The following is a 24,684-nucleotide window of genomic DNA, read 5'->3' as shown; positions in this document are numbered from 1 at the left end:
AAATGAAAAGATTAGTTTCATTAGTTGCCGTTTTGGCATTTGCCTCAAGCCTTAGCGCTAGAGATGACGTGAAGTATCACTCACTAGATTTCTTAAATGGTCCAAAGGCTAAAGAATTTTTGCTACCAAACATTAGCGTTAACTTTGGCACAGGCTACACAGGCAACATAATCGTTAAAGACCTAACAGCCAATAAAAAGACAAATGGCTTTAACAAAAGTGACGAAGAGGCTTGCCAGATCGCGCTTCTCTCTGCTATCAAGACATTTCAAGAAAGAGCGGTGAAAGAGGGCGGCACTAAGGTTGTAAATTTGACTGGATATTACAAAAAACAGCCATTTAACTCTAAAACCCAGTTTCAGTGCGGCAGCGGTTCTTTGATGTCTGGCGTTACACTAAAAGGTGACATCGCGAAATAATGAAATTTCAAGTAGATTTTTATGACGTGGTAGCTTATGGTGAGATCAGCGAGGATTTAGCTAGATACAAAAAAGAATTTGATCTAGCAAAGATCCCGCCTATGCAAAGAAGGAGACTAAGTAGTGCCGCAAAGTGCGCTTTTAGCCTGCTTAGTAGTTTTGAGAGCATCGACATGCCAGTCATTTTTAGCTCCTATGAGGGCGAGATAAATCGCTGCTTTGAGTTAGAAACTGCGCTTGCAAAGGCTGAGCCAGTATCGCCAACGTCGTTTTCGCTCTCTGTGCATAACGCTATCTCATCGCTTCTTAGCATCGAAGCTAAAAATCACAATGAAATTCTAGCCATCTCATCATTTAGTCCAGTAGAAGACGCGCTGCAAGCTGCGTTTTTAAGGCTAAATGACGGATATGAAAAGGTGCTCATCCTTGCCTATCATGAGTCGATATCGCAGAGTTATTTTGATGAGCAAAAGCCATCATTTATGCTAGCGCTTGTCGTCTCAAAGGCAAAAGATAAGAGAGCTTTAGCTCTAAAAAGAGTGGAAAAAGAAGAAGAAATTTCAGAAAATTTACTACAAAGCTTCATCGTAAATTTTGACCCAAATGTGGCAAAAACGTGGCAAAGTAGTAGCCATTTTTCATCTTGGAATTTTAGCTATGAGCCTTAAAATTTTAAGAACTGGATTTTTATTTTTCTTTTTTGCGCTCATTTGCATAAGTGGCGACCTTTTGCTAGTGCCAGTCGTGCTTTTAGGGCTAAATAAATTTAAATTTGTGCAAAATTTATGCCGAGATCTTGTTAGAGTTTCTTGGGGATTTTTTATAAAAGTTACTAAAATTTGTGGGTATCTGGACTATAAATTTGAGCTAGACGATCTAAATGGCAGCTCAAATTTAGTCATCGCAAACCACCCTTCACTGCTTGATGTGGTCTTTCTGGTCTCAAAATTTAAAAGGATAAACTGCATCGTAAAGGGTGAGCTTGGTAAAAATATATTTTTATTTGCAGCCATTAGGGCGTGCAACTACATACCAAACACAAATAATGAGGAATTTTTACAAAAAAGCGTAGATGTTTTAAAAAGTGGCGAAAATTTGCTCATTTTCCCAGAGGGCACACGCACAAAAGAGGAGATCATCTTTCATAAAGCGGCCGCGTATATGGGTATAAAAGGCGCGTCTAGCGTGCTTTGCGTGGGTATAAATATGGCTCCAAGAAGCCTTAGAAAAAATGAGCCATGGTACAAAACGCCAGATAAAAAGATAAAGTACGTCTTTAAAGAGCTAAAGAAATTTGAAGTTAGTGAGTTTTTAAAAGATAGGCCAAGCCCCGTAAGGGCGAGAGCCTTGCATGATGAGATAAGTAAAATTTATAAGGAGGAATTTAGTGAAAGAACTAGTTAATGAGATAAAAGAGCTGATCATTACAAGCTTAAATTTAGAGGATATGAAGCCAAGCGATATCGACGAGAACGCACCGCTTTTTAGCGAGGGGCTAGGCCTTGACAGCGTCGATGCACTAGAGCTTGGGCTTGCTGTGCAGAAAAGATATGGCCTCGTGCTTGACTCAAAGACAGCAAATTTAAAAGATATATTCTTTAGTGTATCTTCTCTTGCAAAATACATTTACGAAAATAGGAAATAACAATGAGCGAAGTAGAAATTTTTGAAATTTTAAAGAAGGCTTTGATCGAGCTTTTTGAGATAGACGAGAGCAAGATAAAGCCTGAAACTAGGATATATGAGGACTTGCAGATAGATAGTATAGATGCTATTGATATGATTGACTACATCAAGCGCCAAACTGGTTATAGGCTGATGCCAGAGGACTTTAAAAACGTGAAAACGCTTGATGATATCGTAAAAGCCGTAGCAAAGAAATTTGAAGCATAAGATAGTAAAAGTAGCGCTAGTTTTAGCAAGCATCGCCTATCCTTTGGTGCTATTTTTTTGGCAAAAGGGTGCAACTCTTATCTTTTGCGTGCTATGCGCTCTTTGGTGGGCTAGGGCGTATTTTGAAAGCGGTAAAACAAGGCAGGTTTGCTTAGCAGCTGGGCTATTTTTTGCCGTCTGCGCTATTTTTAGAAGTGTGAATTTAGCGCTTTTATACCCAAGTATCGTAAGTCTTGGCTTTTTGGCGGTATTTTTTTACAGCTTAAAGGGCGAGGCGGTGATAACTAGGCTTGCTAGGCTAAAAGAGAAAAACATAGATGAAAAGGTCGTTAGCTACACAAGAGGGCTAACTAAAATTTGGTGCTGGTTTTTCGTTTTTAACGCAGTTCTCGCCTTTGTTTTGGCGCAGTTTGAGGATAAAATTTACTGGAGCATTTACTGCTCATTTGTATCTTATATCTTGATGGGAGTTTTGTTTTTTGGCGAAATTTTATATCGTAAAATTTTTATTTTAAAGAGGGAAAATGGATTTTAAAAATTGTCTAAAGGCATTTAAATTTGTGGATATAAACAAGGATCTTTACGAGTATGCGGCTACTTTTGGGGCAAATTTAAAAGAGAAAAATTTAAGCGAGATAGAAATTTATTTAAGCCAGAGCTTTGACTTTTGCGCAGCTTTTTTTGGAGCGCTTGGGGTTGGCGTAAAACCTATCTTGCTTGCAAAGCCGATATATAGTGGTGATAAATTTGTCATTAATGATGAAAATTTTGGTGATTTTTTAGACTTTAGCAAGAGCATGGAGCTAAAATTTGATCAAAATTCTACATTTTTCCTTCAGACCTCAGGCTCGACAGGAAATAGCAAAAATATCCCAAAAAAACTTGGCGCGATGATAGATGAGGGGCTATTTTTAAAAGATGAGCTTGGATTTAATAAGGGGGATAAATTTTTTGCTAGCGTCTCGCACCAGCATATGTTTGGCCTTACATTTAAAGTCTTTTTGCCACTCATCTCTGGCGCAAAGGCCGTTAGCAAGGAGCTAAACTACCCAGAGGCGATCTTTGAGCTTGACCTTACAAATTTAAGCTTTGTAACAAGCCCAGTCCTGCTTCAAACGCTAGTTTCTAGCCCAAGAGCAGCTGAAATTTCAGGGCTAAAAAATATTATCTGTGCGGGATCTGCATTAAAGAGCGAGCTAAGAGCAAAGATAGAAAGCTTAAGTAGCGCTAGGATAATTGAAATTTATGGTAGCACCGAAACTGGCATAGTTGCTAGAAATTTAGGTGATGAGCTTTTACTTTTTAGTAAGGTAAAGGCTGCTTTAAACGAGGATGAGGCGTTAAATGTGAGCTCGCCGTGGTGCGAGTTTTTCCAAACTAGCGACTGGGCGCAGATAGATGGCAGCAGGCTCACGCTAAAAGGCAGGATCGATAGGATCGTTAAGCTAAATGACAAAAGGGTCAATCTAATAAGTATCGAAAATAAAATGTTTGAAAGCGGGCTTATAAAAGACTGCTACTGCGACACGCATCCTAAATTTAAGCGTCTAGCTGCGCTTTTGGAGCTTAGCGACGAGGGTGTGAAACTCTTTAGAGATAGCGGTAAAAAGGGCGTTGTAGCAAGGCTAAATGAGCTTTTAAGGCCTGAGTTTAAAAATAGTGTTAGATATTTTAAGATCGTTAGCTCTCTTTGTAAAAACGCTCAGGGCAAGTTTTTAAAGGCAAATTTTAAGCTACTTTTAGAAAAAAACGAGGAGCTTTCTTGGGATAAAAGTAGCGAAGAGGGCATTTATAAATTTAAGACAAAGCTTAGCCCTGCACTTGGCATTTTTATGGAGCATTTTCCAAATTTACCGCTTTTGCCTGGCTTTGTGCAACTTGATTTTGTATTTAAATTTGCAAGAGAGCTTGGCGTAGAAATAGGCGATCAATATGTGGTGGAGAATTTGAAATTTTTAAAATTTGTAAGGCCAAATGACGAGCTTTGCATAGAAATTTCGCAAAGAGATGAGAAGATTTACTTTGAGATATTTTGTAACGGCACCAAGAGTGCTGGCGGTAGGATAAAGCTGGGCTTATGAAGACGCTCTTTCTCATACCATTTTACAACCATCCAGAGAAGATAAAAGCCCTTTGTGAGGCGCTTGCAAGATACAATCTACACATTTTGATAGTCGATGATGGCTCAAACGAGGCATCAAAAAAGGCATTACAAAATTTGAGCGAATTTGACGTAGAAATTTTAACAAGAGAGCAAAACGGCGGCAAGGGAGCTGCACTAAAAGATGGCTTTAGGCACGCCTTGCAAAATGGCTACACGCACGCGTTTCAGATCGACGCTGACTTTCAGCATGACATAAGTGAGGTGGCGGAGTTTTTGGAGCTTAGCAAAAGATATCCAAGAGATCTAATCATGGCTGATCCAATTTACGGCGAAGACGCGCCAAAGTCGAGGTTTTATGGCAGAAAGATCACAAATTTTTGGGTCAAGATCAACTCTTTAAATTTTGACATAAAAGACGCGATGTGTGGCTTTAGAATTTATCCGTTAAAAGAGCTTGAGAACGCGACCCTCCAAAGCAGCTCAAATAGGATGGAATTTGACATGGAGATCTTGGTAAATGCCATAAGATCTGGCGTAGAGATCAAGTGGATAGCACTAAAAGTAAGATACGAGGCTGGCGGTGTTTCGCACTTTAAAATGCTAAAAGATAACGCGCTAATAAGCCTCATGCATGCAAGATATTTTTTTAGTTTAGTGCCATTTTTGCTTGGCAAGATCACTGGTAAAGAGAAGTACATATGGTGGCAACAGGGCGAGAGATCGAACGAATTTTTTCTTAGAGTTAGCCTATTTTTAACTAGAAATTTGCCTATATTTCTCATAAAACCTATCGTTATCATCGTCGTTTGCTTTTACTATCTCTTTTCAAAAGTTGAGAGAAAAAATATAAGAGAATTTCTTTTAAATGTAGAGAAATTTAGCGGCAAAAAGCCGGAAACTAGCGTTTTTAGTAACTTTTATGACTTTGGTATAGCAATATGTGATAAATTTCGTATCTGGCAAAATGGTGTGCTTGAAAGCGAACTAGAGTTTAGTAAATTTAATAGCATAAAAGATGAGTTTGAAGCCTCTAAGCGTGGCAGGATCGTGCTTACAAGCCATCTTGGAAATGTAGAAATTTGTAAGGCGCTCTCACTTAGATCGCCAAATTTTCGCATGATCATCTTGGTTTATAGCAAGGGAAGTGAGAATTTTTATAAAATTTTAGAGCAGATCAGCAAGGGGCAGATCAAACTAATCAGCGTTGAAAAGCTCGACGCGGCTGCTATGCTTGAGCTAAAAGAGGCGGTTGAAGATGGCGTAAATATCGGCATAATGGGCGATAGGACACCGCTTAATGGAGATAAATTTATAAGGCTTAGCTTTCTTGGCAAGGAGGCTAAATTTAACTACGGCCCATACTTGCTAGCTGGGATTTTGGGAGTAAAAATGAGCGCGCTTTGGTGCGTAAAAAATGGCGATAAATTTGACATCGAACTAAGCGATATTGCTGATGAGATAAAACTAGGTCGCGACCGCAAGGCAAGCGTCCTGCCATACGTGCAAAGCTATGTAAGGCAGCTTGAAGCAAGGGCTTGCAAGAGCCCGTCGCAGTGGTTTAACTTTTTTGATTTTTGGAGATGAGAGTGAAAATTTCACACGTTAGTACGTTTAAAGTGGCGTTTTTTGACGTTGATAGCATGGAGGTGATGTGGCACGGCAACTACGTCAAGTACCTAGAAATAGCGCGCTGCGAGCTACTTGATAAGCTAGGATACAACTACATCGCTATGAAAAAAGATGGTTACGCCTTTCCTATCGTAAAGCTTGACGTAAAGTACGTCCGCCCAGCCTTTTTTAACGACGTCATAAAGGTCACTACGACGCTTAGCGAGTGTGAAACTTTTTTGAAATTTCACTACCTTATAGAAAATGAAAAGGGCGAAAAACTAAGCGAGGCAAATACCGCGCAAGCTGTCATTGAGATGAATAGCTTGCAAACTTGCTTTGAGATGCCAGACACCCTAAAAAAGGCGCTTAAAGCCTATAATGAAAAGGAGAAAAGATGAGAAAAATAGCTCTTTTTTTAGCCATTTTTATATCTTGCTTTGGCTACGAGCTGGGTGAGCTTAAAAATATAGTAAAAACAGATGGAGTAAGCGGAAATTTCACGCAGACAAAGAGTCTAGCTGGCTTTAACAAAAGCATAAAAAGCTCTGGCGAGTTTAAGCTAGAAAAGGGCGGACTTTACTGGGATACGCTTGAGCCTGTAGTTTCAAAGGTTTTTATAAATAAAGATGGCATTTTTAAAAACGAAAATGGCAAGCTTGAAAAGACGAGCGCAAATTTTGATGAAAAGCTCTTTCTTGCTATCATCAGCCTTGATGAGAGTGAGCTTAGGAAAGAATTTGACATAAAGACAAGCGGCAGCCTAAAAGAGTGGAGCATAGAGCTAAGCCCTAAAAATTTACTCTTTAAACAAATTTTTAAATCCATAAAGATAAGTGGCGACAAGGCGGTAAAAAAGATCGAGCTTGACGAGGTAAGCGGCGATAAAACGATAAATGAGTTTAGTATAAAATGAAAAAACTAGCCACGATCTTGGCTTTTATCTTTGTTTTTTTAGCCTCGCTTGGATATTCGCTTGCGAGCCTAAAAAACGTCCAAACTGATATATTTTCGCTTATAAATTTCAAAGACGCCAAAGAGGCAAAGGTGCTAAAAGAGGTGCAAGATGAGATGGCGTCAAATTTTTTAGTACTGGTAAATTCCAAAGAGCTAGCCAATGACGTGCAAAGCTTGGCGCTTAAAAGCTTGCTTTTTAAGAGCTTTGAGGCGAACATTGACGTAAATTTAAATGATATAAAAAGTGACATCAACCGCTCAAAGATCGCGCTTTTAAGTAGGGGTGATTTGGAGCTTTTAAAGAGTGATAAAAACGCCTTTTTTAAAAAGCGCGCAGAGGAAATTTTTAATAGCTTTAGCTTTAGGCTTTTAAATGTAAATGATGATTTTTTTTCGCTAAGTAGTGGCTTTAGCGCAAAAAATGGCAACATAAGCCTAAATTTAGCAGATCTCATGCTTGAGGTAAAGGATGGCAAAAAGAGCTTTTTCTTACTAAAAGGCGAGCTAAAAAAGGGAGTTTCGAGCGAAGGACTAATAAATTTTTATAACGAGCTAAATGCGCTAAAAGTTGGGCAAAACGAGCTTTTTGTGCATTCAAGTGCGCTTTATCAGGCATTTTCAAAGCAAAAAAACGAGAGCGAGAGCCTTTATATGAGCGTGGTTTCGCTTAGTTTGACCGCTATATTTTTGATGCTTGCTTTTAGAAATTTGCGAATTTTTTATGTGATATTTATCGCTGTATTTGGCTTTAGCGTGGCATTTGCGGGTACTTTGCTCTGTCTAAATGAGCTAAACATCCTTACTATTTTAATAAGCACGAGCCTCATTGGCCTTATGTTCGACTACGTCTTGCACTGGCTTAGCAAAAACGAGGGCGAAGCGATCAGGGCTAGTAGCATAAAAAATATGCTAAAAATTTTCTTGCTAGGCCTATTTATCACGCTTAGTGGCTATCTGGCTTTTACATTTTCTGATCTTAGGCTGCTAAAAGAAGTGGCGCTATTTTCGGCGTTTGCGCTAGTTGCTGCGTTTTTAGCTAGCTACTTTTTTATGCCTTTAGTCTTTGAAGGGGTGAAATTTTATAGATCAAAGATTTTTGACGCGTTTTTAACTAAATTTTGTGATCTCTCAGGCGCGGTTGCTAGGCATTTGGGGGTTAAATTTCTAGCTATCTTACTTATTTTGCTAGCTATTTTTCTTGTTTTTGATCTTAAAAATTTATCAAAAAGCGAAAACGTAAAAGACTACTCAAATATGCCAAAGAGCCTGCTAGCGGACTCTTCTTATATCTTAAGCCTAACTGGCAACAACCAAAATACGATGATCGTGACAAGATCAAGAGGTGACATTTTGGCTGATGAAAAGAGCCTTTTAGATGAGCTAAAAAAGAGAAATTTGATAAAAGATGAGAGCTCGCTAAGCGATATGTTTTTAAGTAAAAGCGAGCAGTCTGAGCTAAAAGAGGCCTTTAAAAAAGCGCTTGATGATGAGCAAATTTATGGGGTTTATGAGAAATTTGGCTTTAGCAAAGATGAAGTGCGAAGTGAAATTTTAAAGGTTTTGAGCGAAAAAGAGCTTAGCGTGAGTGAAATTTTGGCTCTAAAATCTATGAAGGATTTTAAGAAATTTGTCCTTGATGAAAATGCAAGTGTGGCTTACGTGAGTGGCTTTGTAAAAGGGGCGGCAAGTGATGAGCTGCTCGAGCGCTACAACGCTTTTAGTCTAAATTTCGCTAGCTCACTAAATGAGAGCCTAACTCAGGCAAAAGAGCTTGCACTAAAGCTAAAAATAGCAGCGCTTGTGATCGCGTTTTTGCTACTTTGGTTTTATTTTAGTGCGCTTATTTCGGCACTTGTGATGGGTGTCATTATTTTTGGCGTGCTTCTTACGCTCTTTATCTTTGCCATTTTTGGCGTAAATTTAAGCATATTTGGCGTCTTTGGGCTCATCCTTGCAAGCGCTGTGGGGATTGACTACATGATATTTGCGCTAAATGAGAGCCTTAGCGAAAAAGAGCGAATTTATGGGATATTTTGTGCATTTATCACGAGCTTTATCTCGTTTTTTACACTCTCTTTTAGCCAGACCGCCGCTCTTAGCGTCTTTGGGCTAAGCGTTAGCCTTTGCGTGCTGATATATGGGCTATGTGCTAGCGTTTTGGCTTGTAAAAATATAAAAATTTAGCTTTGTTTTTATGCCCCAAGCGTTTTGGCTAGCTCGGGGCTTTGGTGATATTATTTTATAACGGCTAGTTTGCCTGTGCCTGCGTTTTTATTTACCTCGTTTTGGACGCTTAAAGCTTCTAGGAGCTCAAATTTATATGGAGGCTCAAATGGCGGCTTGGTTAGCTTTTCGCAAACGCTGCCTTTTTTAGAAAGGTCTATGTTGCCGCTTTCAAAAATGGTACCTTTGTTACATTTGTAGCTTATCTTGACGCCATTTGTAAAGTAGTTGTTTTGAGCGTATATTAGTGAGCCAAAGCGCACTCCAATGGCGTATTTTTGGTCATAAAAGCCATCTTTTGAGTCGTAAAAGTTGTTATAGACGTGCACCTTTGCATTGCGTGCCATAGGTAGGCGTTGCGCGCAGTTGTCAAAAATGTTATGAGCGACCGTTATAGTCCTTGTTTCGCTGCTGCCGTCCGAGTCTCTTGAGCCTATTAGCATCGTTTTGTCGTGGTTTTCAAAGATGTTGTGCGAGATCGTGATAGCCGCACTATCCCCCTCGCACAGCCCCGTCGTAAGTTTGCCATTTAGTAAGCTCTCCGCCTGCTAAATGCACATGGCTAAGCTTAACAGTGTCCTTAAAATGGCAGTGATCTACCCAGATGTTTTTGCTTGATTCTATGCTAACGCCGTCATATTGCGCGTTAAAGCCATCATTTTTTTGTACATCTGGAAATGGATCAAAAGCATCTAGGATATTCATGTTGTGGATTGCGATATTTTGGACATTTTTTAGCAAAAGTGAGCCACCTTTTATGCCTGAGTTTTCGCCTAGGCCGATTATCGTGGTATTGCTAGCTACCGGCACTACGATGAGCTTTTTGTATTCGTTGGCTAAATTTTTGCGAAGCGCTGCTAACTTTGGATCTTGCGAACCATCTAAAAATGCACGGCACGAAGCGCCGTAAGCCTGCATAAATTTAGTATAAGAGCTAAACTCGCCACCGCTAATCTCACTTATAAATTTATCCAGCCCATCGCTATTGCCATTTTGCGGGATCTTGCCTTCGCTAAGGTCTATGAGCCCATCCACATAGATGACGTAACCACCCATTTTGGCGTATTTTACGAGCTCTTGCCTATTTTGGATGGCGACTTCTTTGCTCTCTTTGCCGGCGTATCCGCCAAAATTTTGCTCTGCACCAATGCTAGCGTAACCAAAGGGCGAGTTGCTTGCTTTTATCTCGCCCGCTTGAGCTAGAGCACCAAATGCAAATAACGAAAAAACAGCTAGAAACAATATCTTTTTAAACATCTTTAGCCTCCTAAATTTGGCTTTTTATTTTTGATATTTTATTGCGAATGTCGCTGTTAAATTTAGTGCAATTTGTAAAAAAGATAAAATTTACGCGAAAAATATCTCGCTTTTTAGGCGAAGCAAACATAGATAGGCGCTTAGCACGCTTTGCTCTCTAACATAGTTGCGATCCCCTTTTAAAAGTAGCCTCTCAACCTCGATGTTGCCGTTTCTATCGCCAGCTGCGACATATACCGTGCCAACTGGCTTGCTAGCTGTGCCACCGCCTGGTCCTGCTATGCCACTTATAGCAAGCGCAAAGTCCGCATTTGTCGTGCTTAGCGTGCCTTTTACCATCGCTTTTACGCAAGGCTCGCTCACGGCTCCGTAAGTATCTAAAATCTCATCCTCAACGCCCAGCCACTCGTGCTTTATGTGGTTTGCATAAGTTACTAACGAGCCATCAAAGCTAGCTGAGATGCCGCCATATCTTGCAAATTTAGCCGCCGCAAGCCCAGCCGTGCAAGACTCAGCAAATGAAATTTTAAGCCCTTTTTGCATGAGCCTTTTTGCTATAAATTTGATCACATCTTTTTGCGGGATAAATTTTTGCGAAAATAGCGTTTTTACCCCTTGTAAAAAGCTCTCGATCTGGCCAAATTTATTGCTTTTTGCCCTTACTAGTATCAAATTTGGCAGAATCTGCGCAAGAGTGATATCGACCTCGTAAGTTTTAGCAAGTGGCAGCATAAGGATCTTCGCGCTATCTGCGTCGATGTCTATTAGATGAAAGTAGCTAAAATCAGGCTCATATTCGGTTAGAAACTCGCCTAGCTCTTCATTTGGATTAGCTTTTATGAGATTTATCTGGGCGTTATTTAGGCTGGCTAAAAAGCTATTTTTAGAATAGTCTAAGCTATCTTTAAGCGCAAGTGTCGTGCTATCTTTTAGCTCGAGCGAGCCCCCAGTTAGCGTCGCTACGATCTTTGCGGCGATGGCAAAATTTTCATCCGAGCCAAAAATGCTTACAAAGTCGTAATCTTTTGATAAATTTTCGATGATAAAAGGTAGCTCTTTGCTATTTTTTGGAGCAAAACTGACCACTCCAAGCTCGCCAAAATGATCCTCGTAACTTTGAAAAATGTAGTTTAGAAATTCTCTATTTATCTCAAGATCTTCGCCTATTATCAAGATACTTTGTCTCATTTTTAAGCTCCTTTTTTTGCCTCATTATACTATTTTTCAGTGTGATTTAACCAGCACAGGTGTAAAATTAGCAAATTTTAAAATCAAGGTAAAAAATGGACTACAAAGAGACACTTTTACTCCCAGAGACAAATTTCCCGATGCGCGGAAATCTCCCACAAAATGAACCACAAAGACTAAAATCATGGTATGAAGAGCGCAAGGTTTATGAAAAAATGAAGAAAAACCGCCAAAAAGCGGTTAAAAACTTCAACATCCACGACGGCCCTCCGTATGCAAACGGCCACCTACACATTGGCCACGCGTTAAATAAAATTTTAAAAGATATCATCACAAAAACGCACTATTTTTACGGCGAAAACGTCCGCTACGTGCCAGGCTGGGACTGCCACGGCTTGCCGATCGAGCAGCAAGTCGAAGTAAAGCTTGGCGATAAGAAAAAAGAGCTTAGCAAGGTCGAGATCAGGGAGCTTTGCAGGCAGCACGCGAGAGAATTTATAGACATTCAAAGAAATGAATTTAAAAGCCTTGGCATCATCGGCGACTTTGAAAATCCATACATGACGATGAAATTTGAGTTTGAGGCTGACATCTACAAAGCGCTTTGCGAGATCGCTAAAAAAGGGCTTTTGGTTGAAAGAAGCAAGCCAGTTTATTGGAGCTGGGCGGCTAGATCGGCGTTAGCTGAAGCTGAGGTCGAGTACGAGGAGAAAGAGGACTATTCTATTTACGTAGCGTTTGAGCTTGATAGCGACGCGCTAGAAAAGCTTGGCGTAAAAGAGGCAAGCGCTGTCATCTGGACGACCACGCCTTGGACACTTCCAGCAAATCAAGCCATAAGCCTAAAACCAGATGAAATTTATGTGCTAACGGCTGAAAATTTGATCTTTGCAAAGCCACTACTTGAAAGCGTTGTGCAAAGTGGCCTAAGCAAGGGTGAGATCAAAAAAGAGTTTAAATCAAGCCTGCTTGAAAACACTCACGCGGTAAATCCACTAAACGGTAGAAAGTCACGATTTTTACTAGGCGATCATGTCATGATGGATGGGGGTACTGGACTTGTTCATACAGCTCCAGGTCACGGCGAAGACGACTACTACGTATGTTTGAAGTATGGTTTTAGTGAAATTTTGATGCCGGTTGATGATGGTGGCTGCTACGATGAGAGCATAAAACATCACGGACTATTTAGAAGCGACGTGGTAGACGAGTTTGTCGGTATGCATATCTTTAAAGCAAATGAGAAAATTTTAGAGCTACTTGGCAAAAGCTTGCTTAGCGTCTCTAAATTTAGACACTCTTATCCATTTTGCTGGAGAACGCATAAGCCTGTCATTTATAGAGCGACAAAGCAGTGGTTTATAGCTATGGACGAGGCTAAACTAGGTGGCAAAACGCTTAGACAAACAGCGCTAAAAGAGCTTGAAAAGGTTAAATTCTACCCAAGCGTGGGCATAAAAAGAATAGGCTCGATGATAGAAAATCGCCCAGACTGGTGTATCTCTCGTCAGCGTGACTGGGGTGTGCCGATCGCGTTTTTCATGGACAAAGCGACAAAAGAAGTTATATTTGATAGTGAAATTTTAGACCACATCGCAGGCATTTTCAAAGAAAAAGGCGCTGATGCATGGTGGGCGCTAAGCATAGACGAGCTTTTACCAAAGGGCTCAAAATACAAAGCTGAAAATTTAGAAAAGGTGATGGATATCCTTGACGTTTGGTTTGATAGCGGCTCGACGTGGCACGCGGTCTTACAAAGCGACAACTACGACGCTGGCAAATACCCTGCAAGCATGTATCTAGAGGGCTCAGATCAGCACAGGGGCTGGTTTCAAAGCTCGCTTCTAGTAAGCACAGCTATAAATTCTCACGCACCTTACGAGAGCATACTAACTCACGGCTTTACAGTCGATGCCAAAGGTGAGAAGATGAGCAAGAGCAAGGGCAACGTCATCGCTCCACAAGACGTGGCTAAGACCCACGGCGTGGAAATTTTACGCCTTTGGGTTGGCATGAGTGATTACTCAAGCGACCTAAAAATAAGCGAAGATATATTAAAGCAAATAAGCGAGCAATACCGCAAAATCCGCAACACGATCCGCTTTTTACTAGCAAATGTAAATGATCTTGAGAGCTTAAATACAGAGTTTAACATCCTTGATAAGTGGATACTAGCACGCGCTAAAAAGGTCTTTGATGAGGCGAGCGCTTGCTTTAGAAACTACGACTTTTCAAAGGGCTTTAACATCCTTTTAAATTTCCTATCAGCCGATCTTAGCGGCGTATATCTTGATGTTTGTAAAGATAGACTTTACTGCGACGCAAAAGACGCCCCAAGAAGAAGATCAGCTCAAAGTGCGATGGCGATCATCACAAAGGCACTTTTGCCACTCATCGCTCCAACGCTTACTTACACCGTTGATGAGGTGATGGACTACGCTCCAAAGATCATCAAAGGCGACGCAAAAGACGCGTTTGATCTAGTCTATGAGCCAATCAAATTTGACCTTAGCTTTGAAGATGAGCTGCTTTTTGCCAGCAGGGAGAAATTTAACGAGATCGTGGACGTTCTTAAAAAAGAGAAAAAGATAAAATCAACCCTAGAGCTAAGCCTAGAGACCACAAACCATAACATCACAAGCTACGACGAGCGCGAAGTGGCTGATCTTTACATGGTAAGCTCCGTTAAAGCTTATGATGATAGCGAGCCACTAGCCGAGTTTGAGCTAGAGGGCGATAAATTTAAGATCATAGCAAGCAACCTTCACAAATGTCCAAGATGCTGGAAATTTAACGCTAGTAAAGAAGATGCACTATGCCCAAGATGCGAAGAGGTCATAAGTGCTAAGTGAGCCAGTAAGCGCAACTATCATAATAGCAACGATCGCTGCAGTGGTCGTTGTTAGCTTGTTTGGCATATTTTTGGTTAATAAATTTAAAGGATAAAAATAGTGGTAACTTTAAAAGAAGCTTTGAAATTTTCAGCTGAAGAGATAAAAAATTTAAGAGCCGAGCTTGAGGCAAAGATCATAAAAGAAAAAGAGCTTGGCGCTTATGTCGAGCAGCTAGCAAATTTAGAGATCGCAAAACTAGGTGAGGGCGTACCTATCGCTATAAAAGACAACATCCAAGTAAAAGGCTGGAACGTAACAAGTGCCTCAAAAATTTTACAAGGCTACTTAGCACCTTATAACGCAACTGTCATCGAAAAGCTACTTAGTAAAAATTTAGCTCCATTTGGCCGCACAAATATGGACGAATTTGCGATGGGAAGCACGACTGAGAGCTCATTTTACGGCAAAACACTAAACCCACTAAATCACGCTCACGTCCCAGGTGGCAGTAGTGGTGGCTCAGCAGCAGCAGTTGCAGCTGGCCTTGCAGTTGCAGCACTTGGTAGCGACACTGGTGGCTCGATCCGCCAGCCAGCGGCATTTTGCGGATGCGTAGGACTTAAACCAACCTACGGCAGAGTGAGCAGATACGGCCTTGGCGCATACTCAAGCAGCCTTGATCAAATAGGCCCTATCGCTCAAAACGTAGAAGACGCAGCCATTTTATATGACGCGATCGCTGGACACGACCCAAAAGATAGCACGAGCGCAGATGTGCCGTTTGTTAGCGTTAGCGACAAGATAGATGGTAACAAAAAGCTAAAAATTTGTGTCATCAAAAACTACGTAGAAAACGCAAGTGAGCAGACAAAAGTAGCTTTAAATTTAGCTATCGAAAAGCTAAAATCACACGGCCACAGCGTAACTTACACAAATTTTGAAGACTCAAAATATGACGTCGCTGCCTACTACATCATCGCAACCGCAGAGGCAAGCGCAAATTTAAGCCGCTACGATGGCGTGAGATATGGCAGACGCGCAGATGCTAGAAATTTAAAAGAACTATATGTAAATTCGCGCTCAGAGGGCTTTGGCGAAGAGGTAAAAAGGAGAATTTTACTTGGTACATTTGTGCTAAGTAGCGGATACTACGATGCTTACTACATTAAAGCGCAAAAAGCAAGAGCGCATATAAAAGCCCAGTACGAGAAAATTTTAGAAGAAAATGACCTTATCTTCATGCCAGTTGCTCCAAGCACAGCTTATAAATTTGGAGCACACAGCGATCCGCTTCAAGCCTATCTAAGCGATATCTATACGATCAGCGTAAATTTAGCAGGCCTACCAGCTATCTCTGTGCCAGTTGGCAAAGATGATCAAAATTTAAACGTGAGCGCCCAGCTCATCGCAAAAGCGTGGGACGAACAGACCTTGATAAATGGTGCTAAGAGCCTAGAAAATTTAATAAAAGGATAAAAATATGAAGATAGTAAAGAGAGCTTTAACATTTGAGGATGTGCTTCTTGTGCCGCAATACTCTGAAATTTTGCCAAAGCAAGTTGATGTAAAAACCAGGATCAGCAAAAACGTCACGCTAAATATCCCGATCGTCTCTGCTGCGATGGATACGGTTACTGAGCATAGAACTGCTATCATGATGGCAAGGCTTGGTGGTATCGGCGTCATCCACAAAAATATGGACGTCGAAAGCCAAGCAAAAGAGGTCAAGCGCGTTAAAAAAAGCGAAAGTGGCGTCATCATCGATCCTATCTTTATAAATCCAGAAGCGACCGTGGCTGAAGCTCTAAGCCTTATGTCAGATCTTCATATTTCAGGCGTTCCAGTCATCGACAAAGACCGCAAGCTAATAGGAATTTTAACAAACCGCGATTTGAGATTTGAGACAAATATGAGCACTTTGGTAAAAGACCGCATGACAAAAGCACCACTTATCACTGCGCCAAAGGGCTGCACGCTTGATGATGCGGAGAAAATTTTCTCTCAAAATAGGGTTGAGAAGCTACCTATCGTCGATAAAGACGGCAGACTTGACGGCCTTATCACCATAAAAGATCTAAAAAAACGCAAAGAGTATCCAAACGCAAATAAAGATAGCTACGGCAGACTTCGCGTGGCTGCGGCTATTGGCGTGGGTCAGATAGACCGCGCTAAAGCACTTGTTGATGCTGGCGTAGACGTCATCGTAATCGACTCAGCTCATGGTCACTCAAAGGGCATCATCGACACTTTAAAAGAGGTAAAAGCAAATTTTAATGTCGATGTCGTAGCTGGCAATATCGCAAACCCAGCAGCCGTAAAAGACCTAGCAGAAGCAGGAGCTGACGGCATAAAAGTGGGCATCGGACCAGGGTCTATTTGTACCACAAGGATCGTTGCTGGTGTCGGTGTGCCTCAAATTTCAGCTATCGATGACTGCGCAAGCGAAGCAGCAAAATACGGCATCCCAGTTATCGCTGACGGTGGCTTAAAATACTCAGGTGACGTGGCAAAAGCCCTTGCAGCAGGTGCGGCGTGCGTTATGGCAGGTAGCTTGCTAGCAGGTTGCGAGGAGAGCCCAGGTGAGCTTATAACATTCCAAGGTCGCCAGTACAAAGTATATCGCGGCATGGGATCGATCGGTGCTATGACAAAGGGCAGCTCAGACCGCTACTTCCAAGAGGGCACCGCTCAAGATAAGCTTGTGCCTGAAGGTATCGAGGGCCGTGTGCCATTTGCTGGCAGCATAAAAGATGTGATACATCAGCTAATAGGTGGCCTAAGAAGCGCTATGGGTTATGTCGGTGCAAAAGATATCCCAACTCTTCAAGAAAGAGCTGAATTTGTCGAGATAACAAGCGCAGGACTAAAAGAGAGCCACGTCCACGACGTAGTTATCACTCACGAGGCACCAAACTACAAAGTTAATTAGTGTTAGACCTGCAAACTAGAACTATTAAATTTAACGAGCCACTCTATCTTGAGAGTGGCCGTATGCTATCAAATTTCAAGCTTATTTACGAGACTTACGGCACGCTAAATGCTGATAAAAGCAACGTTATCGTGATCTGCCACGCTCTAACTGGCTCGCACCACGCTGCTGGCACATACGCAGGCGATGAGAAAGCTGGCTGGTGGGACGGGCTAATAGGCAGCAAAAAGGCGGTCGATACCGATAAATTTTACGTTATCTGCGTAAATATTTTAGGCTCTTGCTTTGGCTCGACCTCGCCCTTAAGCGTGGATAGAAGTAGCGGCAAAGAGTATAGGCTAAATTTCCCTGTCCTTGCCATAAGCGACGTGGTAAAGGCGCAGATGAGGCTATTTAGCGAGCTTGGCATCACAAGAGCAAGAGCCGTGATAGGCGGCAGTCTTGGTGGTATGCAGGCGCTTTGCTACGCTATCGAGTTTCCGGAATTTGCCCAAGATGTCGTTATGCTTGCAAGCACCTACCAGACGAAGCCTTGGGCGATAGCGTTTAATAAAATCGCAATCGAAGCCATTTTAAACGATGAGAATTTCAAAAACGGCGAATATGACGTGGAATTTATAAGAAAAAACGGGCTAAAAGGTATGGCTTACGGCAGGATGGCAGGGCATATCAGCTTTTTAAGCCCTGATAGCATGGATAAAAAATTTGGACGAAACTACGTAGAAACTGACGGCCTTTACGATCTTTTTGGGCATTTTCAGGTCGATCGCTACATGGAGTATAACGGCTACAACTTCCCAAAGAGGTTTGACCCGCTAAGCTACCTATATATCGTAAAGATGATGAATATCTTTGACTGCACAAGGCACTACGATAGCCTAAAAGACGCCCTTGCGCCGATCAAAGCAAATTTGCATCTAATCGCTTTCAAAGGTGATCTACTCTTTCCGCCAAGCTGCATGAGAGAAATTTACGACGCACTTTGCGAGATGGGGCGGGAGGCAAAGACAAATTTTATAGAGATAGATAGCAACTACGGCCACGACGCCTTTTTGGTTGAGATAGAAAAATTTGATGGATATATAAAAAATATATTAAAAGGATAGAAAATGGAGCAAAAAGAGCAAAGTTTTGAAGAGAAATTAGCCCTAGCTGATAAAATTTTAAACGATCTAAACAAAGATGATGTGAGCTTAGAAAATAGCATAAAGCTGCACGAGCAGGGCAAAAAGCTCTTAAATGAAGCAAGAGAAATTTTAGAAAACGCAAAACTTAGTATAAAGCAGGTGGATGATGAGTAAAATTTGCGCTCTTCAGCTACCAACGCAGCCCTTAAGCGAGGCGAGGCTTGATTATTACCTTAAAATTTGCGCGGACGAAAACGCAAGGCTGGTTGTCCTTGGCGAATACGTGCTAAATAGCTTCTTTAAAGAGCTTGCTAGCATGCCAAAAAGCCTCATAAAAGAGCAGAGCGAGCGCAAAAAAGAGGCGCTCTTTGCGATGGCAAAAAAGTATGATCTAAACATCATCGCACCTATCATAAATTTAAAAGGCAAGGAGATATTTAAAAGCCTAGCCAAATTTAGCCAAACGCAAGTAAAGCTATACGATCAGCAAATTCTCATGCCTTACGCGCATTGGAACGAGGCGAAGTTTTTTAGCAACGCAAGCGAAGAGCTAAATTTACCCATCTTTACATACGATAAATTTAAGGTTGGCGTCATGTTTGGTTACGAGGCGCACTTTGACATTTGCTGGGCATATATGAGCGCTAAAAAGGTCGATATCGTGCTTGTGCCAACGGCTTGCACGTTTTTTTCTCAGGCGCGCTGGGAGGAGCTTTTAAAGGTTAGAGCCTTTACTAACAACGTTTATGTGCTTCGTGTAAATCGCGTGGGAAGCCACAAGAGCGAGGATGAGCAGTGGAGTTTTTACGGCGACTCGATGCTCATTAGCCCATTTGGCGAGGTTAAGAACAGGCTTGGCAAAAATGAAGAGATGATGATCGATGAGCTTAGCAAAAAGGAGCTTAGCGAGGCTAGAAGCACTTGGGGCTTTATGCAGATAGAGGCTAAATTTAAAAGATGAAGCGCTGCGTCTGGGCCAAAAAGAGCGAGTTTAGCAGGAGCTATCACGACTATGAGTGGGGTAGGGTGGTCAAAGATGATAAGAAATTCTTTGAAATGCTCATTTTAGAGGGCTTTCAAGCAGGCCTTAGCTGGGACTATGTGCTACGAAAAAGAGCTGGGCTTGCTCAAATTTTAGACGGCTTTGACGCAAACAAGATCGCTAGCTACGATGAGGCAAAGCTTCAAAGCCTTTTAAGCGATGATAGAGCGATCAAAAACCGACTTAAAATTTACTCTTTGCCAAAAAATGCCAAGGCTTTTTTAGAGCTTTGTGCTGAATTTGGCTCGTTTTATAACTACATCTATAAATTTACAAATGGCAAACGCGTGATAAATGACATAAAAAGCGCTAAGGATATGCCAGCAAGTAGTGAGCTCTCAGAGCGCATCTCAAAAGATATGAAAAAGCGTGGCTTTAAATTTGTAGGCGCTGTGATCATCTACTCGTTTTTACAAGGCGTTGGCGTCATCGATGATCACGAAAATGAGTGCTTTTGCAAAGGAATTTCGGAGTGAAATTTGAAACGAAGTGAAGTTGAAAAATATATAAAAGAGAAATTTGACATTTTGGGTGAGCAAATTTTTCCAAAATATCCAAAATTTAGCGTCTTTCGTCACAAGAATAACAAGAAGTGGTTTGCGCTACTTATGCAGCTAAACGCTAGCAAGCTTGGTCTTAAAAGTGACGAGATGATAGAAGTTTTAAACCTAAAATGTAGCCCAGATCTAGCGATGGTGTTAGTTGATGAGAGGCAAATTTTTAAAGCATATCATATGAATAAAAAGCACTGGATAAGTGTAAATTTAAACTCAAAAATCCCACAAAAAACCGTTTTTGACCTGATAGATGAAAGCTTTAGTTTAAGCAAATAAAAGCCATTTTTCAGCCTTAAATTTAGTAGTTTTTGTTAAAATCACGAAAAACTTAAGGATAAAATTTGCAAGAGCTAAACAACGAGATCAAAAAAGTCCATTTTATAGGCATCGGCGGCATCGGCATCTCAGCCATCGCTAGATTTTTACACGAAAAAGGCCACAAGATAAGCGGTAGCGACATCAAAGAGAGCAAGACGACGCTTGAACTTCAAAGTGAAGGCATCGAGGTCATCACGCCACACTGCAAAGAGGCGATAAAAGACCAAGACTTCGTGGTCTACTCAGCTGCGATAAAAGAGGACAACATCGAGCTAGTCGAGGCCAGACGAAAGGGCATAAAGTGCTTTTCAAGAAAAGAAATTTTGCCTTACGTGCTTGAAGACAAGTGTGTCTTTGCAGTAGCTGGCGCGCACGGCAAAAGTACGACTTCAGCGATGCTAGCAAGCCTAATAGAAGGCTCAGTTATCATCGGTGCCATCTCAAAGCAGTTTGGCTCAAATATGCGCTACGCAAAGAGCGATAACGTCGTATTTGAGGCTGATGAGAGCGATTCTAGCTTTCTAAACTCAAACCCATATCTAGCCATCGTCACCAACGCAGAGCCAGAGCATATGGAGCACTACGACTACGATCTAGCTAAATTTTACGCAGCCTACAAGGGCTTTTTGGAGCGCGCGAAAGTTAGGGTGATAAACGCTGAGGACGAGTTTTTAAGCACGCTTAAGCTTGATGCGATCAGACTTTACCCAAGCACAGATATCACTGAGCTAACGATGGTTGTAAGAGACTATCAGCCATACACTAGCTTTAACCTTAAAAATTTAGGCAAATTTGAAGCCTTTGGCATGGGCGAGCACATCGCCATAGACGCATCTTTGGCTATTCTAGCTGCGATGCACGAGACGCCGCTAAAAGATATCAGAGAAAATTTATTAAATTTTAAAGGCATCAAAAAGCGTTTTGACATCCTTAGTGCAAACAAGAATTTCGTCCTAATAGACGACTACGCGCACCATCCAACCGAGATAAAAGCGACGCTAAAATCAGTCTTTGAATACGCCAAAATTTTAGGTATAAAGAGCGTAACAGCGATATTTCAGCCACACCGCTACACAAGACTTAGCACAAATTTACCTGGCTTTAAAGAGTGCTTTAAAGGCGTTGATGAGCTTGTCATCTTGCCAGTTTATGCAGCCGGAGAAAATCCGATCGAAGTTGATATGAAGAGCGAATTTAGCGAGTATAACCCGATCTTTACAGACAAGGTCGAGAGGGTTGAAGAGGGGATAGAATTTACAGATGAATTTGGCGTGAAAAACCGCCTAAGTGACGGCATCGTAGTTGGCTTTGGAGCGGGCGATATCAGCGTGCAGTTAAGAGGCGGATATTAATGGATCTAAGTAGTTTCAAGCCTCAAGATGAAAATGAAATTTTAAAAGAGATAAAAGAAAAAGAGCTAAGTGAAGAAGAAATTTCAAGCCTTATAAATTTAGGCAAAAAAGATATCTTGATCGCGCTTGCAAGGTCGCAAAAGCTAAATAGCACCCAGATAAAAGATATGCTGCCAAATGCCCCGTATCTTGCCGTTTGCTTGCTGGTTGAAAAGCAAGATATCAGCGAGGTTAGGGCTGAAATTTTAGAAAAGATCAAGCCTCATGCTGAGCTTTACAAAGAGCTCATCGCAAAGTATAAAGGCGTGAAATGGTAAGAAATTTGATAATAATCGCCGGCGTGATGCTACTTTTTGGAGCGATCTGGGCGATAAAAGATGAAAAGATCAGTAAAGGCGTAAAAGCGCTCGTTAGCGCGGTGCTTGTAGCTATCCTTGTTTGCGTCTATTTTTACGAAGAGAATTTATCAAAAAACGAGGATGCTATCTCAAAGCTAGTGACTGACTTTAAGCAGGGCAAAACACTAAAATGTGGCGAATACAACGTAAGCGCTGAGAAATTTAACTACGAATTTGGCACGGCTTCATTTTTGCCAAAGCGAGAATTTAGCGATCTTTCAGGCGTCATCGTGCCTATAAAAAGTTGCGAGCAATGACTGAAGAGATATTTTTAAAGCTCGATCTAGGCGAGTATCTGGATAAATTTAACTCCTTTTTAGCAAGGCAAAAACCGCTATTTTTACAAGGCGACAGTAAAATCCACTTTGAAAATATAAACGAGCTTTCAAAGTATGATTTTAAGGCTCCTGATGAGATAAAAGAGCTTGACGACGCGCTTATGAGACTTAGTAAGCAAGCAGTGCTTCACATCAGCGAAATTTACGAGTTTGCAAAGATTATTAAGTATTTTTCATATCTAAAAAAGCAAAAATTTGAAGGCAGGCTTGGCGAGTGGATCGCTAAAGTTGAAATCCCTGAAGCGATGAGCCAGATGGCAAACAGCTTTGATGAAAACGGCGAGTTTAGCGACAGCGTGGATGAGAGATTTGCTGCGATAAAGCAGGCTTTTAGCGAGAAAAAGCGCCAGATCGACGCTGAGCTTAAAAAACTCATCTACTCAAAGCACATCACGCCCTATCTAGTCGATACCCAGACGCACTACATCAACTCGCAAGAGGCACTTTTGGTGCGTGGCGGCTTTAATCACGCCCTAAAAGGCACAGTGATCGCTAGAAGCTCAGGCGGCTACTTCTACGTCGCACCTGCAAGCACTGAGCGCCTAAAAAAGGAGCAAAGCGAGCTACTTGATAAAAAAGAGGAGATCATTTTTGAGCACTGCAAGAAATTTAGCCTGCAGATGAGCAAGAGCCTGCTCTTTTTGAAATTTATAAATAACGCTTTTGATCAGTTTGACGCATATCAGGCTCGTGTAAATTTGGCTAGGTCACGTGACTATGAGTTTGTTTTGCCAAATAGCTCGCATGTTATAAAGCTTGAGAAATTTGCCCACCCAGCGCTAAAAAACCCAAAGAGCGTGAGCGTGGATTTTAGTAAAAAAGTGCTTTTAATAACTGGCGTAAATGCTGGCGGTAAGTCGATGCTTTTAAAATCAATCATCTCAGCCACGCTGCTTGCAAAGTATCTGCTGCCTATGCGTATTGACGCAAACCGCTCAAGCATCGGCTCTTTTAAAGAATTTGACGCGATCATAGAAGATCCGCAAAGCGTGAAAAACGACATCTCGACCTTTGCTGGCAGGATGGTGCATTTTGCAAAGCTTTTTACTAAAAAATCGATCATCATAGGCATCGACGAGATCGAGCTTGGCACCGATTTTGAGGAGGCTGCGAGCTTATATGGCGTCATGATAGAGCGCCTCATCACTCAAGATATCAAAATGATCATCACGACCCACCACAAGCGCCTTGCGATGTTGCTAGCTAAAAATCCAGAGGTTGAGCTAGTGGCGGCACTTTACGACGAGGCGGCTCAAAGGCCTAAATTTGAGTTTTTAAAAGGCACGATCGGCAAGTCTTATGCCTTTGAAACGGCGGCAAGATACGGTATATCTCAAAATTTAGTGGCGCAGGCAAAGAAAATTTATGGCGAAGATAAAGAGAATTTAAACGAGATCATCACAAAGACGCTAAATTTACAAACCAAGCTTGATGAGGGGATAAAAGAGGTTACGTCAAAAGAGGAGCGGCTGGAGCGCTTGCTTGAGGAGCAAAAAGAGCTAAAAGAGAGAAATGAGATCAGGCTAAATGCGACTATTGCGCGCCTTGAAAAAGAGTATTATGAAGCGATAAATGCGGCAAAAGCTGTTATAAATTTCAAGGACATTAAAGACAAGCAAAGAGCGCTAAACGTGGCAAATGAAAAAAAAGCTGCCATCGTTAAGCCTAAAAAAACTGAGCGCGAGAGCCTAAAAGTAGGCGATAGAGTGAAATATGAAAATATAAAAGGCACGGTTTTAAGCATCTCTAAAAATGACGCAATGATCGAGTCAAATGGCATAAATTTGCGTGTACCACTTGAGCTTTTAAGAAAAAATGGCAACGAGGTAGTCTTGCCTAAAAAAGGCGGCGTAAGTTTAAGTGTCGATAAGCCAAAAACGGCCTCGCTCTCGCTTGATCTGCACGGCATGAGAGCTGACGAGGCGATAGCTAAGCTTGATAAATTTATCTCAGATAGTCTTGTTATGGGATTTGATGAAGTTAGCGTATTTCACGGCATCGGCACTGGCAAGCTCGCCTTTGCTGTTAAAAATTTCTTAAAAGAGCATCCAAGCGTAAAAGAATTTCATGATGCACCGGCAAATCAAGGCGGATACGGCGCAAAGATCGTTAAACTTTGAGCTAAATTTTTAATTAAAAA

At 41.5% G+C, this 24,684-nt stretch carries 26 protein-coding genes; 23 read left to right on the top strand and 3 right to left on the bottom strand.

The genetic code is table 11. The features are described 5' to 3' along the window. Window positions 1-2: 2 nt before the first annotated feature. The 11 genes from F3G98_RS00500 to F3G98_RS00450 are packed head-to-tail and all read left to right on the top strand — an operon-like array spanning window position 3 to window position 9,165. Window positions 3-419 (top strand): hypothetical protein, encoded by a 417-nt coding sequence (locus F3G98_RS00500; protein ID WP_021088905.1) that lies wholly within the window; start codon window positions 3-5, stop codon window positions 417-419. Next, a complete protein-coding gene (locus F3G98_RS00495; protein ID WP_103643017.1) occupies window positions 419-1,087 on the top strand; it encodes a beta-ketoacyl synthase chain length factor in 669 nt (222 codons plus the stop codon). The genes F3G98_RS00500 and F3G98_RS00495 overlap by 1 nt, the downstream gene beginning before the upstream one ends. After that, window positions 1,023-1,823, top strand: a complete 801-nt coding sequence (locus F3G98_RS00490) for a lysophospholipid acyltransferase family protein (RefSeq protein ID WP_223231276.1) — start codon at window positions 1,023-1,025, stop codon at window positions 1,821-1,823. The genes F3G98_RS00495 and F3G98_RS00490 overlap by 65 nt, the downstream gene beginning before the upstream one ends. Then, window positions 1,807-2,064, top strand: coding sequence for a phosphopantetheine-binding protein (locus F3G98_RS00485; RefSeq protein WP_103573562.1), 258 nt, complete (start codon window positions 1,807-1,809; stop codon window positions 2,062-2,064). The genes F3G98_RS00490 and F3G98_RS00485 overlap by 17 nt, the downstream gene beginning before the upstream one ends. 2 nt (window positions 2,065-2,066) lie before the next feature. Beyond that, entirely contained in the window at window positions 2,067-2,312 is a 246-nt protein-coding gene (locus F3G98_RS00480) for an acyl carrier protein (protein ID WP_012140380.1), read from the top strand. Beyond that, window positions 2,302-2,847 carry a COG4648 family protein gene (locus F3G98_RS00475; RefSeq protein ID WP_103643015.1) on the top strand — a complete coding sequence of 182 codons (546 nt, stop codon included), beginning with the start codon at window positions 2,302-2,304 and terminating at the stop codon, window positions 2,845-2,847. The genes F3G98_RS00480 and F3G98_RS00475 overlap by 11 nt, the downstream gene beginning before the upstream one ends. After that, window positions 2,837-4,393, top strand: a complete 1,557-nt coding sequence (locus tag F3G98_RS00470; RefSeq protein ID WP_103643014.1) for an AMP-binding protein — start codon at window positions 2,837-2,839, stop codon at window positions 4,391-4,393. The genes F3G98_RS00475 and F3G98_RS00470 overlap by 11 nt, the downstream gene beginning before the upstream one ends. Further along, on the top strand, window positions 4,390-6,000 hold the full coding sequence (locus F3G98_RS00465; protein WP_103643013.1) for a glycosyltransferase family 2 protein: 1,611 nt from the start codon (window positions 4,390-4,392) through the stop codon (window positions 5,998-6,000). The genes F3G98_RS00470 and F3G98_RS00465 overlap by 4 nt, the downstream gene beginning before the upstream one ends. Continuing rightward, window positions 5,997-6,425, top strand: a complete 429-nt coding sequence (locus F3G98_RS00460) for an acyl-CoA thioesterase (protein WP_103643012.1) — start codon at window positions 5,997-5,999, stop codon at window positions 6,423-6,425. The genes F3G98_RS00465 and F3G98_RS00460 overlap by 4 nt, the downstream gene beginning before the upstream one ends. Further along, window positions 6,422-6,940 (top strand): LolA family protein, encoded by a 519-nt coding sequence (locus F3G98_RS00455; protein ID WP_012140375.1) that lies wholly within the window; start codon window positions 6,422-6,424, stop codon window positions 6,938-6,940. The genes F3G98_RS00460 and F3G98_RS00455 overlap by 4 nt, the downstream gene beginning before the upstream one ends. Next, window positions 6,937-9,165, top strand: a complete 2,229-nt coding sequence (locus tag F3G98_RS00450; RefSeq protein ID WP_149725594.1) for an MMPL family transporter — start codon at window positions 6,937-6,939, stop codon at window positions 9,163-9,165. The genes F3G98_RS00455 and F3G98_RS00450 overlap by 4 nt, the downstream gene beginning before the upstream one ends. 50 nt (window positions 9,166-9,215) lie before the next feature. Here the strand turns inward: F3G98_RS00450 and F3G98_RS10865 are convergent, their stop codons facing one another. The 3 genes from F3G98_RS10865 to F3G98_RS00440 form a co-directional block, all read right to left on the bottom strand. After that, on the bottom strand, window positions 9,216-9,647 hold the full coding sequence (locus F3G98_RS10865) for a pectate lyase family protein (protein WP_262974959.1): 432 nt from the start codon (window positions 9,645-9,647) through the stop codon (window positions 9,216-9,218). 49 nt (window positions 9,648-9,696) lie between these two features. Beyond that, window positions 9,697-10,461 carry a pectate lyase family protein gene (locus F3G98_RS10860; protein WP_262974958.1) on the bottom strand — a complete coding sequence of 255 codons (765 nt, stop codon included), beginning with the start codon at window positions 10,459-10,461 and terminating at the stop codon, window positions 9,697-9,699. 90 nt (window positions 10,462-10,551) lie between these two features. Beyond that, window positions 10,552-11,649: a CinA family protein gene (locus F3G98_RS00440; protein ID WP_149725593.1), complete on the bottom strand. Its 1,098-nt coding sequence runs from the start codon at window positions 11,647-11,649 to the stop codon at window positions 10,552-10,554. 95 nt (window positions 11,650-11,744) lie between these two features. On the opposite strand from F3G98_RS00440, the gene ileS reads away from it, so the two are divergent. The 12 genes from ileS (at window position 11,745) to F3G98_RS00380 (ending at window position 24,664) form a co-directional block, all read left to right on the top strand. Further along, the gene (ileS, locus tag F3G98_RS00435) at window positions 11,745-14,501 is read left to right on the top strand and encodes an isoleucine--tRNA ligase (protein ID WP_149725592.1); all 2,757 of its coding nucleotides are present in this window, start codon (window positions 11,745-11,747) and stop codon (window positions 14,499-14,501) included. Between the two features lie 99 nt (window positions 14,502-14,600). Continuing rightward, entirely contained in the window at window positions 14,601-15,959 is a 1,359-nt protein-coding gene (gene gatA / locus F3G98_RS00430) for an Asp-tRNA(Asn)/Glu-tRNA(Gln) amidotransferase subunit GatA (protein WP_103643007.1), read from the top strand. Between the two features lie 4 nt (window positions 15,960-15,963). Next, window positions 15,964-17,412, top strand: coding sequence for an IMP dehydrogenase (guaB, locus tag F3G98_RS00425; protein ID WP_021085271.1), 1,449 nt, complete (start codon window positions 15,964-15,966; stop codon window positions 17,410-17,412). Further along, window positions 17,412-18,518: a homoserine O-acetyltransferase MetX gene (metX, locus tag F3G98_RS00420; RefSeq protein ID WP_103643006.1), complete on the top strand. Its 1,107-nt coding sequence runs from the start codon at window positions 17,412-17,414 to the stop codon at window positions 18,516-18,518. Before guaB ends, metX begins: the two co-directional genes overlap by 1 nt. 3 nt (window positions 18,519-18,521) lie before the next feature. Beyond that, window positions 18,522-18,713: an exodeoxyribonuclease VII small subunit gene (gene xseB / locus F3G98_RS00415; protein ID WP_004317712.1), complete on the top strand. Its 192-nt coding sequence runs from the start codon at window positions 18,522-18,524 to the stop codon at window positions 18,711-18,713. Continuing rightward, window positions 18,706-19,500, top strand: coding sequence for a carbon-nitrogen hydrolase family protein (locus F3G98_RS00410; RefSeq protein WP_103621071.1), 795 nt, complete (start codon window positions 18,706-18,708; stop codon window positions 19,498-19,500). Before xseB ends, F3G98_RS00410 begins: the two co-directional genes overlap by 8 nt. Further along, window positions 19,497-20,057, top strand: a complete 561-nt coding sequence (locus F3G98_RS00405; protein WP_103643005.1) for a DNA-3-methyladenine glycosylase I — start codon at window positions 19,497-19,499, stop codon at window positions 20,055-20,057. Before F3G98_RS00410 ends, F3G98_RS00405 begins: the two co-directional genes overlap by 4 nt. A 3-nt stretch (window positions 20,058-20,060) precedes the next feature. Continuing rightward, window positions 20,061-20,414: an MmcQ/YjbR family DNA-binding protein gene (locus F3G98_RS00400; RefSeq protein ID WP_103643004.1), complete on the top strand. Its 354-nt coding sequence runs from the start codon at window positions 20,061-20,063 to the stop codon at window positions 20,412-20,414. Between the two features lie 86 nt (window positions 20,415-20,500). Beyond that, entirely contained in the window at window positions 20,501-21,808 is a 1,308-nt protein-coding gene (murC, locus tag F3G98_RS00395; RefSeq protein ID WP_103611688.1) for a UDP-N-acetylmuramate--L-alanine ligase, read from the top strand. Continuing rightward, window positions 21,808-22,125, top strand: a complete 318-nt coding sequence (locus F3G98_RS00390; RefSeq protein WP_103611667.1) for a hypothetical protein — start codon at window positions 21,808-21,810, stop codon at window positions 22,123-22,125. Before murC ends, F3G98_RS00390 begins: the two co-directional genes overlap by 1 nt. Continuing rightward, window positions 22,119-22,463 carry a hypothetical protein gene (locus F3G98_RS00385; RefSeq protein ID WP_103611668.1) on the top strand — a complete coding sequence of 115 codons (345 nt, stop codon included), beginning with the start codon at window positions 22,119-22,121 and terminating at the stop codon, window positions 22,461-22,463. Before F3G98_RS00390 ends, F3G98_RS00385 begins: the two co-directional genes overlap by 7 nt. Next, a complete protein-coding gene (locus F3G98_RS00380) occupies window positions 22,460-24,664 on the top strand; it encodes an endonuclease MutS2 (protein ID WP_149725591.1) in 2,205 nt (734 codons plus the stop codon). The genes F3G98_RS00385 and F3G98_RS00380 overlap by 4 nt, the downstream gene beginning before the upstream one ends. Window positions 24,665-24,684 lie beyond the last annotated feature (20 nt).

This window comes from Campylobacter concisus, assembly GCF_902460895.1.
Lineage (GTDB): Bacteria > Campylobacterota > Campylobacteria > Campylobacterales > Campylobacteraceae > Campylobacter_A > Campylobacter_A concisus_BC.
Note: the sequence above shows the minus strand (reverse complement) of the source record. Positions and strands in the feature narration are given on the sequence as shown.

What these genes read in the sequence shown, in the direction of transcription:
- guaB (WP_021085271.1), top strand. Translation starts at nt 15,964, where the DNA reads ATGAAGATAGTAAAGAGAGCTTTAACATTTGAGGATGTGCTTCTTGTG.
- F3G98_RS00465 (WP_103643013.1), top strand. Translation starts at nt 4,390, where the DNA reads ATGAAGACGCTCTTTCTCATACCATTTTACAACCATCCAGAGAAGATA.
- F3G98_RS00450 (WP_149725594.1), top strand. Translation starts at nt 6,937, where the DNA reads ATGAAAAAACTAGCCACGATCTTGGCTTTTATCTTTGTTTTTTTAGCC.
- F3G98_RS00410 (WP_103621071.1), top strand. Translation starts at nt 18,706, where the DNA reads ATGAGTAAAATTTGCGCTCTTCAGCTACCAACGCAGCCCTTAAGCGAG.
- ileS (WP_149725592.1), top strand. Translation starts at nt 11,745, where the DNA reads ATGGACTACAAAGAGACACTTTTACTCCCAGAGACAAATTTCCCGATG.
- F3G98_RS00390 (WP_103611667.1), top strand. Translation starts at nt 21,808, where the DNA reads ATGGATCTAAGTAGTTTCAAGCCTCAAGATGAAAATGAAATTTTAAAA.
- F3G98_RS00495 (WP_103643017.1), top strand. Translation starts at nt 419, where the DNA reads ATGAAATTTCAAGTAGATTTTTATGACGTGGTAGCTTATGGTGAGATC.
- F3G98_RS00380 (WP_149725591.1), top strand. Translation starts at nt 22,460, where the DNA reads ATGACTGAAGAGATATTTTTAAAGCTCGATCTAGGCGAGTATCTGGAT.
- F3G98_RS00455 (WP_012140375.1), top strand. Translation starts at nt 6,422, where the DNA reads ATGAGAAAAATAGCTCTTTTTTTAGCCATTTTTATATCTTGCTTTGGC.
- F3G98_RS00440 (WP_149725593.1), bottom strand. Translation starts at nt 11,649, where the DNA reads ATGAGACAAAGTATCTTGATAATAGGCGAAGATCTTGAGATAAATAGA.
- F3G98_RS10860 (WP_262974958.1), bottom strand. Translation starts at nt 10,461, where the DNA reads ATGTTTAAAAAGATATTGTTTCTAGCTGTTTTTTCGTTATTTGCATTT.
- F3G98_RS00480 (WP_012140380.1), top strand. Translation starts at nt 2,067, where the DNA reads ATGAGCGAAGTAGAAATTTTTGAAATTTTAAAGAAGGCTTTGATCGAG.
- F3G98_RS00470 (WP_103643014.1), top strand. Translation starts at nt 2,837, where the DNA reads ATGGATTTTAAAAATTGTCTAAAGGCATTTAAATTTGTGGATATAAAC.
- F3G98_RS00500 (WP_021088905.1), top strand. Translation starts at nt 3, where the DNA reads ATGAAAAGATTAGTTTCATTAGTTGCCGTTTTGGCATTTGCCTCAAGC.
- F3G98_RS00385 (WP_103611668.1), top strand. Translation starts at nt 22,119, where the DNA reads ATGGTAAGAAATTTGATAATAATCGCCGGCGTGATGCTACTTTTTGGA.
- F3G98_RS00405 (WP_103643005.1), top strand. Translation starts at nt 19,497, where the DNA reads ATGAAGCGCTGCGTCTGGGCCAAAAAGAGCGAGTTTAGCAGGAGCTAT.
- xseB (WP_004317712.1), top strand. Translation starts at nt 18,522, where the DNA reads ATGGAGCAAAAAGAGCAAAGTTTTGAAGAGAAATTAGCCCTAGCTGAT.
- F3G98_RS00490 (WP_223231276.1), top strand. Translation starts at nt 1,023, where the DNA reads ATGTGGCAAAAACGTGGCAAAGTAGTAGCCATTTTTCATCTTGGAATT.
- F3G98_RS00460 (WP_103643012.1), top strand. Translation starts at nt 5,997, where the DNA reads ATGAGAGTGAAAATTTCACACGTTAGTACGTTTAAAGTGGCGTTTTTT.
- F3G98_RS10865 (WP_262974959.1), bottom strand. Translation starts at nt 9,647, where the DNA reads ATGCTAATAGGCTCAAGAGACTCGGACGGCAGCAGCGAAACAAGGACT.